Raw genomic sequence first — 13,945 nt, forward strand, 5'->3', positions numbered from 1 at the left:
GGGGCGGTTCGCTGGGTTCAGACTGCGATCAGGAGATCGCGGTCACCACGTGGTCGATGCAGGCGGTCAGCGCCTCGACGTCGGCCGGGTCGATCGCGGGGTACATCGCGATCCGCAGCTGGTTGCGGCCCAGCTTGCGGTACGGCTCGGTGTCGACGATGCCGTTGGCACGCAGGATCTTGGCGACCTGCGCGGCGTCGATCGACTCCTCGAAGTCGATGGTGCCGATCACCAGCGAGCGGTGCTCCGGGTTCGCGACGTAGGGCGTCGTGTACGCGGTCTTCTCGGCCCAGCCGTAGAGCGCGTCGGAGGAGGCGGTGGTGCGCGCCACCATGCCGTCGAGGCCACCGTTGGCGTTCATCCAGTCCAGCTGCTCGGCCATCAGGAAGAGCGTGGCGACACCGGGGGTGTTGTAGGTCTGGTTCTTCTTCGAGTTGTCGATCGCGGTCGACAGGTTGAAGAACGGCGGGATGTAGCGGTCGCTGGCCGCGATCTCCTCGGCGCGCGCGAGCGCCTTCGGGCTCATTGCGGCGATCCACAGACCGCCGTCGGAGGCGAAGCACTTCTGCGGCGCGAAGTAGTAGGCGTCGACCTGGTTCAGGTCGACCGGCAGGCCACCGGCGCCCGAGGTGGCGTCGATCAGCACCAGCGCGTCGTCGTCGATCCCGGCCGGGCGGACGACCGGAGCCATCACCGCGGTGGAGGTCTCGTTGTGGGCCCAGCCGTAGACGTCGACACCCTCCTCGGCGACGGCGTCCGGGCGCGAGCCCGGCTCCGAGCTGATCACGCTGGGCTCGGCGAGCCACGGCGCCTTCTTCACCGACGAGGCGAACTTCGAGGAGAACTCGCCGAAGGTGAGGTGCTGGCTCTTGTTGCGGATCAGGCCGAAGGCGGCGATGTCCCAGAACGCGGTCGCGCCACCGTTGCCGAGCACGATCTCGTAGCCCTCGGGCAGGTTGAAGAGCGAGGCCAGCCCGTCGCGCACCCGGCCGACGGTGTTCTTCACCGGGGCCTGGCGGTGGGAGGTGCCCAGCAGCGCGTCGCCGGTGGCGGCGAGCGCGTCGAGGTGGGAGGTCTGGATCTTCGACGGACCAGCGCCGAAGCGACCGTCGGCGGGCTTGAGGCTGTCGGGGATCTGCACGTCAGTCACGACGGTAACCTTTCGGTTCTCTCGAATCGGTCTCCTGACCACAGGGCCAGCACCGCCCCATTGTGTCATTCGCCGTCCGCGCCCACCCAGGGAGTCCAGCCCCGGGCGCACGCAACGCAACGGTTGCCTCCTCGGGACGGGAGCGTGCTCGGCCGCGGAGCCGGCGGCAGGGCCCGCCCCCGAGATGACCGGGCCCTACTGCCGCTCCAGCGGCGGGTGCGGTGGCACGCGGGCCACCCGTCGCCGCGGCAGCCCGGACGGGGCGCCGCGAACGCAGAACCGGGCTCGGCCGTTCCCCCCGAAACGGCCAGCCCGGATGCGTGGGCCCGGACGGCGGGGCGCCCGGTGCCGCGCACCTGCACAGCCCCGGATGCCGTCGTCAGGCCTCCGATAGAACATGATGGACGATCGGGGCCGAGTCGGGTACCAACGAAAACGCAGACTTCCTGACCGGCCGGCACAGCGGAACAGGCGGTCGAGGCGATGGTGCGAGGTCGGTGGTCACCGGCGCGGATGCTCGACCCCACGGCACTGGGCAGTGTCCGCGCCGGACTCTGGTGGAACATCGGCCTGCTGGTCGCGGCGCTGCGGGTCGGCACCGTCATCCAGATGCTGCCGTCCCTGCCGCTGGCGGTGCGCTCCTCCGAGCGCCCGGCGCTGACCGTGCTGGCCTGGACGCTCGCCCTGGCGCTGACCGCCGTCCTGTGCGTCGGCGTCGCCCGCAACAAGCGGCCGCCCTACGACCAGATGGCGCTCTTCGAGACGGTCGCGATGCTGGCGCTGTTCGGGCTCGGCTTCCTCACCGTGGCTCCCGAGGACCGGGTCGGCAACTGGGTCGCCTTCCAGCCCGCATATGCGCTCTCGTTGATGATCGGGCTGTCGGTCCTCACCAGCCGCCGGGTCTGGCTGCTCGTGCTCGTCCTGATCCCGACCGCCGACGTGCTCTTCTGCATGTCGGCGGAGTCGGTGGACCTGCCGACGCTGATCGGCAATGTGCTGACGCTGGTGGTGCTGCCCACGATCACCCGGCTCGCCTTCCGCTACACCACCCGGATCGCCGACCTGGCCGACGAGTCCGCGGCCCGGGTCGCGGAGTTCGCACGCCGGGAGGAGGAGCGTCGTGCCCAGGCCGCCATGCACAACGGCGCCGCGGTGATGGCGCTGCTGGCGCGCGACGATCTGGACCGGCTCGACGCCGGCGCTCGCCAGGCGCTGCGGGTGCAGGCCCGCACCGAGACCGAGCGGATGCGCCGCTACCTCACCGGTGACCAGCTGGTGCGTGCCGACCGCCGCGCGCTGGCCGCGGTCGCGGAGGGCGCCGCGGCCGGCTTCCCCGACCTGCGCATCGACCTGATCACCGATCTCGGGGCTCACGTCCTGGTGTCGCCGGAGCAGGCGGAGGCCGTCTCGGCCGCGCTCACCTCGATCCTGCTCAACGTCCGGCTGCATGCCGGGGCGCAGCGGGTCGTGCTGCACCTCGACGAGGAGGACGGAATCTGGACGCTGACCCTGCACGACGACGGCGTCGGCTTCGACGTGGCCACGGTGCGCGAGGGTGTCGGACTGCGTGAGGTGGTGCGCGCGGAGCTGGCCCGCCAGCAGATCGCCGTCGCGATCGACTCGATGCTCGGCACCGGGACCACGGTGGTGCTCCGCGGCACCCATCAGGAGCTGCGATGATCCGGGCCGCGCTGGTCGACGACGCCACGGTGATCCGCGGTGCCCTGGCCGGGATGCTGCGCGAGATCGAGGTCGTCGTCGCGGTCTCCACCGCGGAGGAGCTGATCGCGCGCCGTCTGGAGGTCGACGTCGTGGTGCTCGACCTGCACCTGGTCAATCGGACCCAGCCCGACGCGCTGCAGGGGGTGGCGGCGGTGCAGGCGCTGGTGGAGGCCGGGTACGCGGTCTGCGTCTACTCCCAGGAGGAGCGGCGCTGGGTGCTGGCGGCCTGCATCGCGGCCGGCGCCCGCGGCGTGGTCTCCAAGGCCGAGCCCCTCGACGTCGCCGAGCAGGCCTTCGCCGAGGTGGCGGCAGGAGGAAGCGTGGTGCCCGCGCCGGTCGCCGGGCTGATCGAGGTCCTGGTGCGACGCCGCAGCATCACCCTGTTGGGCGAGCGCCAGCGGCAGGTGCTGGCCGGCCGGGCCCGGGGACTCACCTACGCCGAGATGGCCCAACAGCTGCATCTGTCCGAGTCGACGCTCCGTGGCTACTGGCACGAGCTGATCGGCACCGTCTCCGAGCACCTGCAGCACACCGCGCCGGCCGACATCGAGCGTGCGCTCGGGCTGGCACCCGGTGACCTGCTCGACGCCTGGCCACGCTCGCGGTCCTGAGCCCGCGCTCTGGTGCCCCGTGCCGGAAGTTGGTGGGCGGTACGCGCCACTAGAGTGCTCGGGTGAGTGAGCAGAGCCAGCCCGGGGAGTTCGCGGTGCGTCGCGTCGGATTCGCGGACGCCGACGCACAGCGGCTGATCGCGCAGGTCCAGGCCGAGTACACCGAGCGCTACGGCAGCCCGGACGAGGCGCCGATCGACGCGGCCGACTTCGAGGCCCCCGACGGCTCCTTCTACCTCGGTCTCCTGGACGGGGTCCCGGTGGCCACCGGGGCCTGGCGGCGCAGCCGCATCAGCGCGCTCGGCTCGGCGAACAGCGTCGAGATCAAGCGGATGTACGTGGTGCCGGCGGCCCGGCGGCGCGGCCTGTCGCGACGGATGCTCGCGCACCTGGAGCAGAGTGCGCTGGCGGCCGGCGCCGAGGTGATGGTGCTGGAGACCGGCACCCGCCAGCCCGAGGCGATCGCGTTGTACCTGGCCAGCGGCTACGTCGAGGTGCCCGGCTTCGGGCACTATGCCGACTCGCCGCTCTCGCGGTGCTTCGCCAAGCGGGTCTGAGTCACCCAGTAGCGACCGCTGCCGCAAGCAGCAGCGGCCGCTCCCTCACGTGGAGGGAGCGGCCGCTGGCCGGCAGGGTGGCTCAGTTGCCCCAGGCGGAGCTCCAGCCCTCGACCTGGTCGGCGCCGCGGGGAGCGGGGCCGGCGTAGAGCGCGGAGGGCCGGATCAGGCGGCCGGTCTTCTTCTGCTCCAGGATGTGCGCGGACCAGCCACCGGTGCGGGCGCAGGTGAACATCGAGGTGAACATGTTGGCGGGAACCTCGGCGAAGTCGAGCACGATCGCGGCCCAGAACTCCACGTTCGTCTCCAGCACGCGGTCCGGACGACGCTCGCGCAGCTCGGCGAGAGCGGCCTTCTCCAGCGCCTCGGCGACCTCGTAGCGCGGGGCGTCGAGCTCGCGGGCGGTACGACGCAGCACCCGGGCACGCGGGTCCTCGGCACGGTAGACCCGGTGACCGAAGCCCATCAGCCGCTCACCGGAGTCGAGCAGCTCCTTGACGTAGGCGGCAGCGTCGCCGCGGTCCTCGACGTCCTTGATCATGCCGAGCACACGCGACGGTGCGCCGCCGTGCAGCGGGCCGCTCATCGCGCCGATCGCGCCGGAGAACGCGGCCGCGACGTCCGCCCCGGTGGATGTGATCACGCGTGCGGTGAAGGTGGAGGCGTTCATGCCGTGCTCGGCCGCCGAGCTCCAGTAGGCGTCGATCGCCTTGACGTGCTTGGGGTCCGCCTCGCCCTTCCACCGGATCAGGAACTTCTCGGCGAGCGTCTTGCCCTCGTCGACCACTGCCTGGGAGACGACCGGCTTGTGCAGGCCGCGGGCGGACTGGGCGGCGTAGGAGAGCACCATCACGGCGACCCGGGCGAGGTCCTCGCGGGCCTGCTCGTCGGTGATGTCGTAGGTCTGGCCGAAGCCGAAGGCCGGGGCCAGCATGGCCACCGCGGCCTGGACGTCGACGCGGACGTCGCCGGTGTGCACCGGCAGGTTGAACGGCTCTGCGGGCGGCAGGCCCGGGGTGTAGGCGCCGTCGATCAGCAGCCCCCACACGTTCTCGAAGGGAACGCGACCGACGATGTCCTCGATGTCGACGCCGCGGTAGCGGAGCGCGGAACCCTCCTTGTCGGGCTCGGCGATCTCGGTCTTGAACGCGACGACGCCTTCCAGGCCTTCGTGCACCTCGGTCATCTGGTGGCTCCTTTGCTCGAGAGACGGACTGGCCTGACGGCCACGCCGTTTCGCATTCTGCCCCTTCCGGTTCGCTGGACCTAGAGTCGGGGCATGAACGCAGTCGAGAACCCGTGGGCGGCCCGGCGACGCGAGTACTCCGAGGCAGGGCTGCGGGAGACGGATCTCGCCGCGGAGCCGTTGGCCATGTTCCGGCGCTGGTACGACGACGCCGCCGACCTGCCCGAGCCCAACGCGATGGTGCTGGCCACGGTCTCCGCCGACGGCCAGCCGTCGGTGCGCACCGTGCTGCTCAAGGGATTCGACGAGCGGGGCGCGGTCTTCTTCACCAACCGCGGCTCGCGCAAGGGCACCGACCTGGCCGCCAATCCGAAGTGCGCGCTGCTCTTCCCCTGGCACCCGCTGGAGCGCCAGGTCCGGGTGGAGGGCGTGGCGGAGTCGCTGGACGCCAAGGAGGTGGCCGCCTACTTCGCCTCCCGCCCGCGCGGAGCGCGGCTCGGGGCCCACGCCTCGCGTCAGTCCCGGCCGACCACGCCGGCCGCTCTGGCGGAGGCGTTCGCCGAGGCCGAGCAGCGGTTCGGCGATGAGGTCCCGGTCCCGCAGGAGTGGGGCGGCTACCGGGTCCGCCCGCAGCGGTGGGAGTTCTGGCAGGGGCGCAGCAACCGGATGCACGACCGGCTCTGCTACCTGCCCGACGGTGCCGGCTGGCGGGTGCAACGGCTGGCGCCCTGAGCGGCACTTCTGGCTCCTGGAGGGCTGCTGCTCCGCTAGGGTGCACGAGTGGCGTTGGAGGTGAGGAGCGGGCTGCCCGCTGATGCGGCAGCGCTGTTGGACGCGGTCGTGGCGATCGGGTCGGACCTCGACCTGCACAGTGTGCTGCGCCGGATCACCGAGACCTCATGTGCGTTGACCGGTGCCCGCTACGGCTTCCTCGCCATCCTCAACGACGACGGTGAGGTGCTCGACTTCGTCACCCACGGGATGAGCGACCACGTGGCGATGGCGATCGCCCGGCTGCCGGAGGCGGTGGGCCTGCTCGGTCTGATCACCCGCAGCCCGCGGCCGGTCCGGCTGCGGGACCTCTCCGCCCATCCGACCTCGGCCGGCTTCCCGCGCAACCATCCGCAGATGACCACCTTCCTCGGCGTCCAGGTGCGGGTGCGCGGTCAGGTGTTCGGCAACCTCTACCTGACCGAGAAGCAGGGCGGGGTCGAGTTCACCGAGGCCGACGAGACGCTGGTGGAGGCGCTGGCCGGAGCCGCCGGCTATGTGGTCGACAACGCCCGGGCGTATGCCCTGAGCGAGGTCCGCCGCAAGTGGCTGTTGGCCTCCAACGCGGTCACTGAGCGGTTGCAGAGCACCGACGACGTCGACGACGTCCTGGACCTGGTGGTGCGCGGTGCGCGCGAGGCGAGCGGCGGCCTGCAGGCGGCGCTGGTGCTGCCGGCCGGCGGCAGCAGGCCGGTGGTGGTCGCCACCGACGGCGAGACGACCACGAGTCTCGCCGAGCGGCTGAGCCCACTGATCGCCGACGTCGACGCCCTGCTGCCCCGCGACCCGATCGTGGTGCGCCGCTTCGAGACGCACGGCACCGTGGTGCTCACGCCGATGCGGGTCAAGCTGGCCGAGCGCGCGGTGCTGGTGATCTGGCTGCCCTCGGGCCGCGGCGCGTTGGAGCCCGGCACCCAGGAGATGCTGAGCTCCTACAGCGATCAGGCCTCGCTCGCCTTCGACCGGGCGGAGGCGGTCGCCGACCGCGAGACGCTGGTGCTGACCGCCGACCGGGAGCGGATCGCCCGCGATCTGCACGACGTGGTGATCCAGCGGATCTTCGCCACCGGCCTGCAGCTGCAGGGGTTGAGGCGCCGGATCCGCGACGAGGAGGTGAGCGCCCGGATCGACACCGCGGTGATCGACCTCGACACCACCATCCGCGACATCCGCTCCACCATCTTCGAGCTCCAGCAGCGCGGCGGCGCGAGCCTGCGCGGCGACCTGATCGCGATGGTCAAGGAGTACGCCCCGATCCTCGGCTACCGGCCCGCGCTGCGCACCTCCGGCGCGGTCGACAACCTGATCTCCGAGGAGTACGCGCACCACCTGCTCTCGGTGTTGCGCGAGGGACTCTCCAACGTGGCGCGCCATGCCGCGGCGAGCGCCTGCGAGGTGCGGGTGGACGCCGATGTCGACGGCGTCGTGCTCACCGTCGCCGACGACGGCGTGGGGATGCCGCTGGACCGTGTGGAGAGCGGCCTGAGCAATGCCCGCACCCGTGCGGAGAAGCTCGGCGGGTCGTTGACCCTGGAGCCGAACCAGCCGCGCGGCACCCGCTTGCGCTGGCAGGTCCGCTACGAGGCGTAGGGGTCGGTGGCGTACTCCGCTGTCTCTGCAGGGATCTGCGGCAGCACCGACGTGTCGTCGATGACGGTGGCGTCGCCGTCCGCGCGCTCGCGGGCGGTTGCCGGGGCCGGCAGGAACTGGACGAAGACCTCGAGCGCCAGCCAGCAGCCGACCACCGCCAGCAGGTAGCGCGACAGGGCGACGTCCAGGGGCAGGTCGCCGCCGACCATGCCGTGCCACAGCGCGGGGGAGACGATCAGCGCGGCCAACGCCAGCACCGGACCCGAGGCGGGGTTCAGGGTGTCTCTCATGCGCCACCTGCCAGGGCGTGCTCACCGGTGACGACGCCGGCGGAGCGGACGTTCACGCTGGGCGGGAGCTCGTGGTAGGCGAGCACCGCGAGTCGCGGCGCCACCCCGGCCAGCATCCGCCGCACGCCGCTGCGGATCTGCGGCGAGCAGACCAGGACCGGGTGCACGCCGAGGTTCTCCGCGGCGGCGACCGCGCGACCGGTCGAGGCCAGGGCCTGCTGGCCCAGTGCCGGGTCGAGGGCGATCACCGGTCCCTGGTCGGTGGAGCGCAGGGCCTCCAGCATCCGCTGCTCCAGCAGGGGATCGAGGCTGATCACGTGGACGGTGCCGTCCTGGACGTAGGGGGCCACGATGGCAGGGCCGAGGGCGGTGCGCGCGGCCTCGACCAGGGCGTCCGGGTCCTTGGTGGCCTGCGCCCGCAGGGAGAGCGCCTCGAAGATCCGCACCAGGTCGCGGACCGAGACCTGCTCGTCGAGCAGTGCCTGCAGCACCCGCTGCACCTCGCCCAGGCTGAGCTGGGTCGGAGTGAGCTCCTCGATCACCACGGGGTGGGTGCGCTTGAGCACGTCGGTGAGCATCCGCACGTCCTCGCGGCCGAGCAGCCGCGCGGCGTGCTGGTTGACGACCTCGGCCAGGTGGGTGGTGATCACCGAGGCGCGGTCGACGACGGTGGCGCCACCGATCTCGGCCTGGTGGCGCAGGTGCGCCGGGATCCACTTGGCCTCCAGGCCGAAGACCGGCTCCTGGGTGGCCTGGCCGGGTAGCGAGCCCAGGAAGTCGCCGATCGCGAGCACCGTGCCGGGCGGCGCCTCGCCGCGAGCGACCTCGACGCCGAAGAGCGAGATCGCGTAGGTGCGCGGTGGCAGCTCCAGGTTGTCGCGGGTGCGGACCGGAGGAACCACGATGCCGATCTCGGTGGCGACCTTGCGGCGCAACGCCTTCACCCGGTCGAGCAGGTCGCCGCCGGAGGCCGGATCGACGAGGTCGATCATGTCCGCGGCGAGCTCCAGGCCGAGCGGGTCGAGCAGGATCTCGGAGGCCAGCACCTCCGGGGAGTCGGCCGGTGCCAGCTCGGCGCTGGCCGGGGCGGCCTCGTCGGCCTCGTCCTCCTTGGGCACCCTGGTGGAGGCCAGCAGCATCAGGCCGCCGGCCAGCAGGAACGGGATCTTGGGCAGGCCGGGGATCAGGCACAGCGAGCAGGCCGCGACGCCAGCCACCCGCAGCGGCGTCTGGTTGCGCCCGATCTGCCGCATGATGTCGGAGCCCATGTCCTCGTTGCCCGTGTTGCGGGTGACGATCAGACCGGTCGCCACCGACAGCAGCAGGGCCGGGATCTGCGAGACCAGGCCGTCGCCGACCGACAACAGGCTGTAGGTCTGCACCGCCTCGCCCATCGGCATGCCCAGCTGGGCGACGCCGATCGCGAAGCCGCCGATCAGGTTGATCAGGGTGATCACGATCGCGGCGATCGCGTCGCCCTTCACGAACTTCGAGGCACCGTCCATCGCGCCGTAGAAGTCGGCCTCGGCGTGCACCTCGGCGCGACGGCGGCGCGCCTCCTCCTCGTCGATCAGACCGGAGTTGAGGTCGGCGTCGATCGCCATCTGCTTGCCGGGCATGGCGTCGAGGGTGAACCGGGCGCCGACCTCGGCGACGCGACCGGCACCGTTGGTGATCACCACGAACTGGATCACCAACAAGATCACGAAGATGATCAGACCCACGATCAGCGAGCCGCCGACGACGAAGTGACCGAAGGTGTCGATCACCTTGCCGGCATAGCCGTCCAGCAGCACCAGGCGGGTGGCGCTCACGTTGAGCGCCAGCCGGAACAGGGTCATCACCAGGATCACCGCGGGGAAGGCGGCGAAGTCCAGCGGACGGTGGATGAAGATGGCGGTCAGCAGCACCAGCAGAGCGGCGGTGATGTTGAAGGCGATCAGCATGTCGAGCACCACTGCAGGCAGCGGCACCACGAGCATCACCACGATGAACACGATGCCGACAGGCCCCGCCAACTGGGTAACGCGCTTCATGGGCATGGCCAGGACTCTCCGCAGGGATGTTGCTGCCGATCGCCGTCCGTGGCGCAGGGGCGACGCCGTCCTGGCATCGAGTGGATCATCGGCCGGCACTCGGCGTAGTTGAGGGCTTTCTCCGTCGTCCCGCGATCGGCACCGCCGGAAGCTCGCTCTCCTTGCGGGGGCTGCGGTGCTCGCCGCCGAACTGGCCGTGGGTGCGCCGGTTGATCACGAAGGCGAGGACCTGGGCGACGGCGGCGAACAGCTCGGCCGGGATCTCCTGGCCGACCTGGGTGGAGCGGTGCAGGGCACGGGCCAACGGGATGTCCCGCACGATCGGCACCCGGGCCTTGTCGGCCTCCTCGCGGATCCGGGCGGCGATCGCCCCGGCACCGCGGGCGACGACCTTCGGCGCACCGCGCTCGGAGTCGTAGCGCAGCGCGACGGCGACGTGGGTGGGGTTCACCATCACCACGTCGGCATTGGTGACGTCGGCCAGCATCCGGTTGCGCGACGCCGCGATCTGGCGGGAGCGGATCGCGCCCTTGAGCAGCGGGTCGCCCTCGGTCTGCTTGTGCTCCTGCTTGACCTCCTCCTTCGACATCCGGGTCTGCTTGCCGATCCGGCGCCGGGCCATCAGGTAGTCGGCACCGGCCATCACCAGGCCGGCGATCGCGACGTTGCGGATCAGGGAGAAGGCGTTGTCGCCGACGATGTGCAGCATCGCCGAGATCGGCACCAGTCCGCCGATCAACGGCATCAGCGCCTTGATCGCGACCCAGACCAGCACGCCGACCACGGTGCTCTTGATCAGCATCTTGACGCCCTCCCACAGCGCCTGGGGGCCGAAGACCCGCTTGGCGCCGGTGATCGGGTTGAGCTTGGAGAAGGTCGGCTTGACCGCCTTGGTGGCCCAGTAGAAGCCGCCCTGCGCCAAGGCGCTCGCGACACCGACCACGAGCACTCCGGAGCCCAGCACCAGCAGCACGATCAGCACGTGCATCAGGCCGTCGCCGAGCAGTTGCAGGGCGGTCGCGACGCTGGGCTCGGCGATGGCCCGGGTGGACTGGGTGAAGAGGTCGATCAGCGCTTCGCTCTCCCGCTCCAGCAGCATCGGCAGCAGCAGCACGACCAGCATCAGCGAGCCCCAGCCGCCGAGCTCCTGCGTCCGCGGGACCTGGCCCTCCTTGCGGGACTCCTTGCGCTTGCGCTCGGTGGGCTTCTCGGTCTTCTCACCGCCCTCGCTGGCCATCAGCTCGCTCCGACCATGGTGGACATCGCCTCGTTCGCGAGATCGACCAGCCGGCGGGTGGCCTCCGGCAGCACCGGGAGGCTCATCCCCAGCAGCAGCAGGGTCAGCCCGACCTTGACCGGGAACATCACGTTGATCGCGTTCAGCTGCGGCGCGACCTTGGTCAGCAGGGCGAGGCCCAGGTCGGTGATGAACAGGACCGCGATCAGCGGCAGCGCGATCTGCACCGCGATCGTGAAGAAGAGGCCGAAGCCGGTGATCACGACGTCCTCGAAGCCGCCGATCTCGGGCATCTCACCGACCGGCAGGAAGGAGAACGTCTTCACCACGCCGCCGAGCACCAGCAGGTGTCCGCCGGTGACGAAGAGCAGCACGGTGGCCAGCATCTGGTGGAACTTGCCGAAGACCGTGTTCATGTTCATCGACAGCGGGTCGAAGGCCTGGGCCAGTGCGAAGCCGCCGAAGACGTCGATCAGCGCACCGGCAGCGGCGATCGCGCTGAACAGCATGTAGGTGACGAAGCCCAACGCCAGCCCGATGATCACCTGGGTCAACGTGGTCAGGATCAGCTGCGGGACGCCGCTGGCCATCCCGGCCGGGGCCACGCTCGGACCGACCGCGAACGCCAGCGCCAGCGCTACCACCACCTTCGCGGTGACCGGGATCGCGCGGGTCGAGAACGGCGGCACGATGGCCAGCCACGCGACGATGCGCACCGAGGCCATCAGGTAGCCGATCAGCGCGTCTCCGGCCAGAGTGATCGTCATCGCTCAGACCAGCAGCGAGGGCAGCTTCTCGAACAGCTGCTGGGTGAAGTTGATCAGGGTGTGCAGCATCCAGTTCCCGCACAGCAACAGGGCGACGCCGACGCCGATCAGCTTGGGAACGAAGGCCAGGGTGAACTCCTGGATCTGCGTCATGGACTGGAAGAGCGAGATCACGAAGCCGATCACCAGCGAGGTCGCCAGGATCGGCGCGCTCAGCTTCAGCGCCACCAGCATGGTCTGCAGCGCGATCTCGATGACTTGGGTATCGGTCATGGCTATCCGTAGCTCGCGACTATCGCTTCGATGATCAACGCCCAGCCGTTGACCAGGACGAAGAGTAGGAGCTTGAAGGGCAACGACACCATCACCGGCGGCATCATCATCATGCCCAGCGCCATCAACGCCCCGCTGACCACGATGTCGATCACCAGGAACGGGATGAAGATGATGAAGCCGATGATGAATGCCTGCTTGAGCTCGCTGAGAACGAAGGCGGGAACGAGCGTGGAAAGGCCGACGTCGGCACGGGTCTCGGGGGTGGGGCGGTCGGCGACGTTGAGCAGCAGCTCGATCTCCTCGTCGCCGGTGTGCTTGAGCATGAAGGCGCGCAACGGCTCGACGCCGTCCTCCCAGGCCTCGGCGCTGGTCTTCTCGCCGTCCAGGTAGGGCTGGACGCCCTGGTCGTTCATCGAGGCGAGCACCGGGCTCATGATGAAGAGACTGAGGAAGAGGGCGAGTCCGGTGAGCACCTGGTTGGGCGGGGTCTGCTGCAGGCCCAGCGCGTTGCGGGTCAGGCTCAGCACCACGAGGATCTTGGTGAAGCTGGTGCAGGTCAGCAGGATCGCCGGCGCCAACGACAGCAGGGTGATGGTGAGCAGCACCGTCACCGAGGTGGTCGGCTTGTCGGTGAGTCCCTCCAGGTCGACGGTCACCGTCGAGCTGTTGTCGGGGCCGTCGGGTCCGCCCGGGCCCACCGGGTCGAGGGCCAGTGGCGAGGTCGCCACACCGCCTGTGGCCGCCGTGGCCGCATCGGCCTGAGCCGAGCCGGCGCCGAGCAGCACCACGAAGAGGCCGGCCAGCACCGCGAGTGCGAGCGCCAGGCCGCGTGCGCGAAGGGTCACGAGGCCCGCCGGCTTGCTGCAGCGAAGGCCTGGCGCCAGGTCTGCGGGGAGAGGATGGAGCCCGCCAGCGGACCCTTCGCCTCCACGACGCCGGGGATCTCCTCGACCTGCTCGCGGGCCGCCCGCCCGGAGCGGATCCGGCCGCTGGGCAGCATCGTGCGGGCGCGGCGCCGGTGCGCGCCGACCGGGCGCACGTCGTCGACGGGGCCGAGGACCGGGCTGCCCGGGTCGCTCGGGTGGTCGGGGTCTTCGAGGTCTTCGTGGATCGGGTCGCCGGTGAGATCGGCGTCGTCGCTGACGTCGTCGCGCAGAACGGTGACGCCGGCCTCGGTGACCTCGAGGTCCAGCTCTTCGGGGTCGAGCTCTGCCAGCACGTTGACCTGCTGGTCGGTGGTGCCCAGCACCAGCACCCGGGGGCCCACGACCACGACCGCGACCGACGCACTGCGGGTCAGGGCCTGGCGGTGCAGCACCTGGATGGTGGCGCCGACCCGGCTCTGGAACTGGCGGCCGAAGAACTTCGCCGCCAGCAGCAGGAGGCCGACGACGATCGCCAGCGAGGCGATCAGCCGGATGGTGAGCTCGAGCATGCGTCAGCCGGCCGATGCCTCGTCGAGGACCTCGGTGATCCGCAGGCCGAAGTCCTCGTCGACCACGACGACCTCGCCGCGCGCGATCAGCCGGCCGTTGACCAGCAGGTCGGCCGGGCTGCCGGCGGCCCGGTCGAGCTCGAGGACGGCGCCGGGGGAGAGGGCGAGCAGGTCGCGGACCGTCATCCGGGTGCGGCCGAGCTCGACGGTCACCTCCATGTCGACGCCGTGCAGCATCTCGATGCCGCGGGCGGGCGCGAGGGTGGTGGTGCTCGCGGCGGCGGGCGCACCCATGGCGGCCATCGCCGGCGCGGTCG

At 70.9% G+C, this 13,945-nt stretch carries 15 protein-coding genes; 5 read left to right on the top strand and 10 right to left on the bottom strand.

Going from position 1 to position 13,945, the window contains the following annotated elements:
- Positions 1-28 precede the first annotated feature (28 nt).
- Positions 29-1,150: a phosphoserine transaminase gene (gene serC, locus ABD151_RS21070; protein WP_343996831.1), complete on the bottom strand. Its 1,122-nt coding sequence runs from the start codon at positions 1,148-1,150 to the stop codon at positions 29-31.
- Between the two features lie 513 nt (positions 1,151-1,663).
- Here serC and ABD151_RS21075 point away from each other — a divergent pair.
- The 3 genes from ABD151_RS21075 (at position 1,664) to ABD151_RS21085 (ending at position 4,040) form a co-directional block, all read left to right on the top strand.
- Positions 1,664-2,830, top strand: a complete 1,167-nt coding sequence (locus tag ABD151_RS21075) for a sensor histidine kinase (RefSeq protein ID WP_343996832.1) — start codon at positions 1,664-1,666, stop codon at positions 2,828-2,830.
- Positions 2,827-3,483, top strand: coding sequence for a hypothetical protein (locus ABD151_RS21080; RefSeq protein WP_343996833.1), 657 nt, complete (start codon positions 2,827-2,829; stop codon positions 3,481-3,483). Before ABD151_RS21075 ends, ABD151_RS21080 begins: the two co-directional genes overlap by 4 nt.
- Before the next feature lie 62 nt (positions 3,484-3,545).
- Positions 3,546-4,040 carry a GNAT family N-acetyltransferase gene (locus ABD151_RS21085; RefSeq protein ID WP_343996834.1) on the top strand — a complete coding sequence of 165 codons (495 nt, stop codon included), beginning with the start codon at positions 3,546-3,548 and terminating at the stop codon, positions 4,038-4,040.
- 82 nt (positions 4,041-4,122) lie between these two features.
- Here the strand turns inward: ABD151_RS21085 and ABD151_RS21090 are convergent, their stop codons facing one another.
- Positions 4,123-5,226 carry a citrate synthase 2 gene (locus tag ABD151_RS21090; protein WP_343996835.1) on the bottom strand — a complete coding sequence of 368 codons (1,104 nt, stop codon included), beginning with the start codon at positions 5,224-5,226 and terminating at the stop codon, positions 4,123-4,125.
- Between the two features lie 93 nt (positions 5,227-5,319).
- Between ABD151_RS21090 and pdxH the strand changes: the two genes are divergently transcribed.
- Both pdxH and ABD151_RS21100 read left to right on the top strand, forming a co-directional pair.
- Entirely contained in the window at positions 5,320-5,958 is a 639-nt protein-coding gene (gene pdxH, locus ABD151_RS21095; RefSeq protein WP_343996836.1) for a pyridoxamine 5'-phosphate oxidase, read from the top strand.
- A 48-nt stretch (positions 5,959-6,006) separates the two neighbouring features.
- Positions 6,007-7,587 (top strand): GAF domain-containing sensor histidine kinase, encoded by a 1,581-nt coding sequence (locus ABD151_RS21100; protein ID WP_343996837.1) that lies wholly within the window; start codon positions 6,007-6,009, stop codon positions 7,585-7,587.
- On the opposite strand, the gene ABD151_RS21105 is transcribed toward ABD151_RS21100, so the two are convergent.
- The 8 genes from ABD151_RS21105 to fliN form a co-directional block, all read right to left on the bottom strand.
- Positions 7,575-7,877, bottom strand: a complete 303-nt coding sequence (locus ABD151_RS21105; protein WP_343996838.1) for a hypothetical protein — start codon at positions 7,875-7,877, stop codon at positions 7,575-7,577. The two genes, ABD151_RS21100 and ABD151_RS21105, sit on opposite strands and share 13 nt — an antisense overlap.
- Complete coding sequence (flhA, locus tag ABD151_RS21110) at positions 7,874-9,919, bottom strand: flagellar biosynthesis protein FlhA (protein ID WP_343996839.1); 2,046 nt, start codon at positions 9,917-9,919, stop codon at positions 7,874-7,876. The genes ABD151_RS21105 and flhA overlap by 4 nt, the downstream gene beginning before the upstream one ends.
- Before the next feature lie 79 nt (positions 9,920-9,998).
- Complete coding sequence (locus tag ABD151_RS21115; RefSeq protein WP_343996840.1) at positions 9,999-11,150, bottom strand: EscU/YscU/HrcU family type III secretion system export apparatus switch protein; 1,152 nt, start codon at positions 11,148-11,150, stop codon at positions 9,999-10,001.
- On the bottom strand, positions 11,150-11,917 hold the full coding sequence (locus ABD151_RS21120; protein WP_343996841.1) for a flagellar biosynthetic protein FliR: 768 nt from the start codon (positions 11,915-11,917) through the stop codon (positions 11,150-11,152). The genes ABD151_RS21115 and ABD151_RS21120 overlap by 1 nt, the downstream gene beginning before the upstream one ends.
- Before the next feature lie 3 nt (positions 11,918-11,920).
- A complete protein-coding gene (fliQ, locus tag ABD151_RS21125; protein ID WP_343996842.1) occupies positions 11,921-12,190 on the bottom strand; it encodes a flagellar biosynthesis protein FliQ in 270 nt (89 codons plus the stop codon).
- A gap of 2 nt (positions 12,191-12,192) precedes the next feature.
- Entirely contained in the window at positions 12,193-13,038 is an 846-nt protein-coding gene (gene fliP / locus ABD151_RS21130; protein WP_343996843.1) for a flagellar type III secretion system pore protein FliP, read from the bottom strand.
- Positions 13,035-13,628: a flagellar biosynthetic protein FliO gene (locus ABD151_RS21135; RefSeq protein WP_343996844.1), complete on the bottom strand. Its 594-nt coding sequence runs from the start codon at positions 13,626-13,628 to the stop codon at positions 13,035-13,037. The genes fliP and ABD151_RS21135 overlap by 4 nt, the downstream gene beginning before the upstream one ends.
- Before the next feature lie 3 nt (positions 13,629-13,631).
- Positions 13,632-13,945, bottom strand: a 314-nt coding sequence (gene fliN, locus ABD151_RS21140) for a flagellar motor switch protein FliN (protein ID WP_343996845.1), incomplete at its 5' end; no start/stop codon positions are given.

Source organism: Nocardioides dubius, from assembly GCF_039528155.1.
Lineage (GTDB): Bacteria > Actinomycetota > Actinomycetes > Propionibacteriales > Nocardioidaceae > Nocardioides > Nocardioides dubius.

What these genes read in the sequence shown, in the direction of transcription:
- ABD151_RS21075 (WP_343996832.1), top strand. Translation starts at nt 1,664, where the DNA reads ATGCTCGACCCCACGGCACTGGGCAGTGTCCGCGCCGGACTCTGGTGG.
- ABD151_RS21080 (WP_343996833.1), top strand. Translation starts at nt 2,827, where the DNA reads ATGATCCGGGCCGCGCTGGTCGACGACGCCACGGTGATCCGCGGTGCC.
- ABD151_RS21090 (WP_343996835.1), bottom strand. Translation starts at nt 5,226, where the DNA reads ATGACCGAGGTGCACGAAGGCCTGGAAGGCGTCGTCGCGTTCAAGACC.
- pdxH (WP_343996836.1), top strand. Translation starts at nt 5,320, where the DNA reads ATGAACGCAGTCGAGAACCCGTGGGCGGCCCGGCGACGCGAGTACTCC.
- ABD151_RS21105 (WP_343996838.1), bottom strand. Translation starts at nt 7,877, where the DNA reads ATGAGAGACACCCTGAACCCCGCCTCGGGTCCGGTGCTGGCGTTGGCC.
- flhA (WP_343996839.1), bottom strand. Translation starts at nt 9,919, where the DNA reads ATGCCCATGAAGCGCGTTACCCAGTTGGCGGGGCCTGTCGGCATCGTG.
- ABD151_RS21115 (WP_343996840.1), bottom strand. Translation starts at nt 11,150, where the DNA reads ATGGCCAGCGAGGGCGGTGAGAAGACCGAGAAGCCCACCGAGCGCAAG.
- ABD151_RS21120 (WP_343996841.1), bottom strand. Translation starts at nt 11,917, where the DNA reads ATGACGATCACTCTGGCCGGAGACGCGCTGATCGGCTACCTGATGGCC.
- fliQ (WP_343996842.1), bottom strand. Translation starts at nt 12,190, where the DNA reads ATGACCGATACCCAAGTCATCGAGATCGCGCTGCAGACCATGCTGGTG.
- ABD151_RS21135 (WP_343996844.1), bottom strand. Translation starts at nt 13,628, where the DNA reads ATGCTCGAGCTCACCATCCGGCTGATCGCCTCGCTGGCGATCGTCGTC.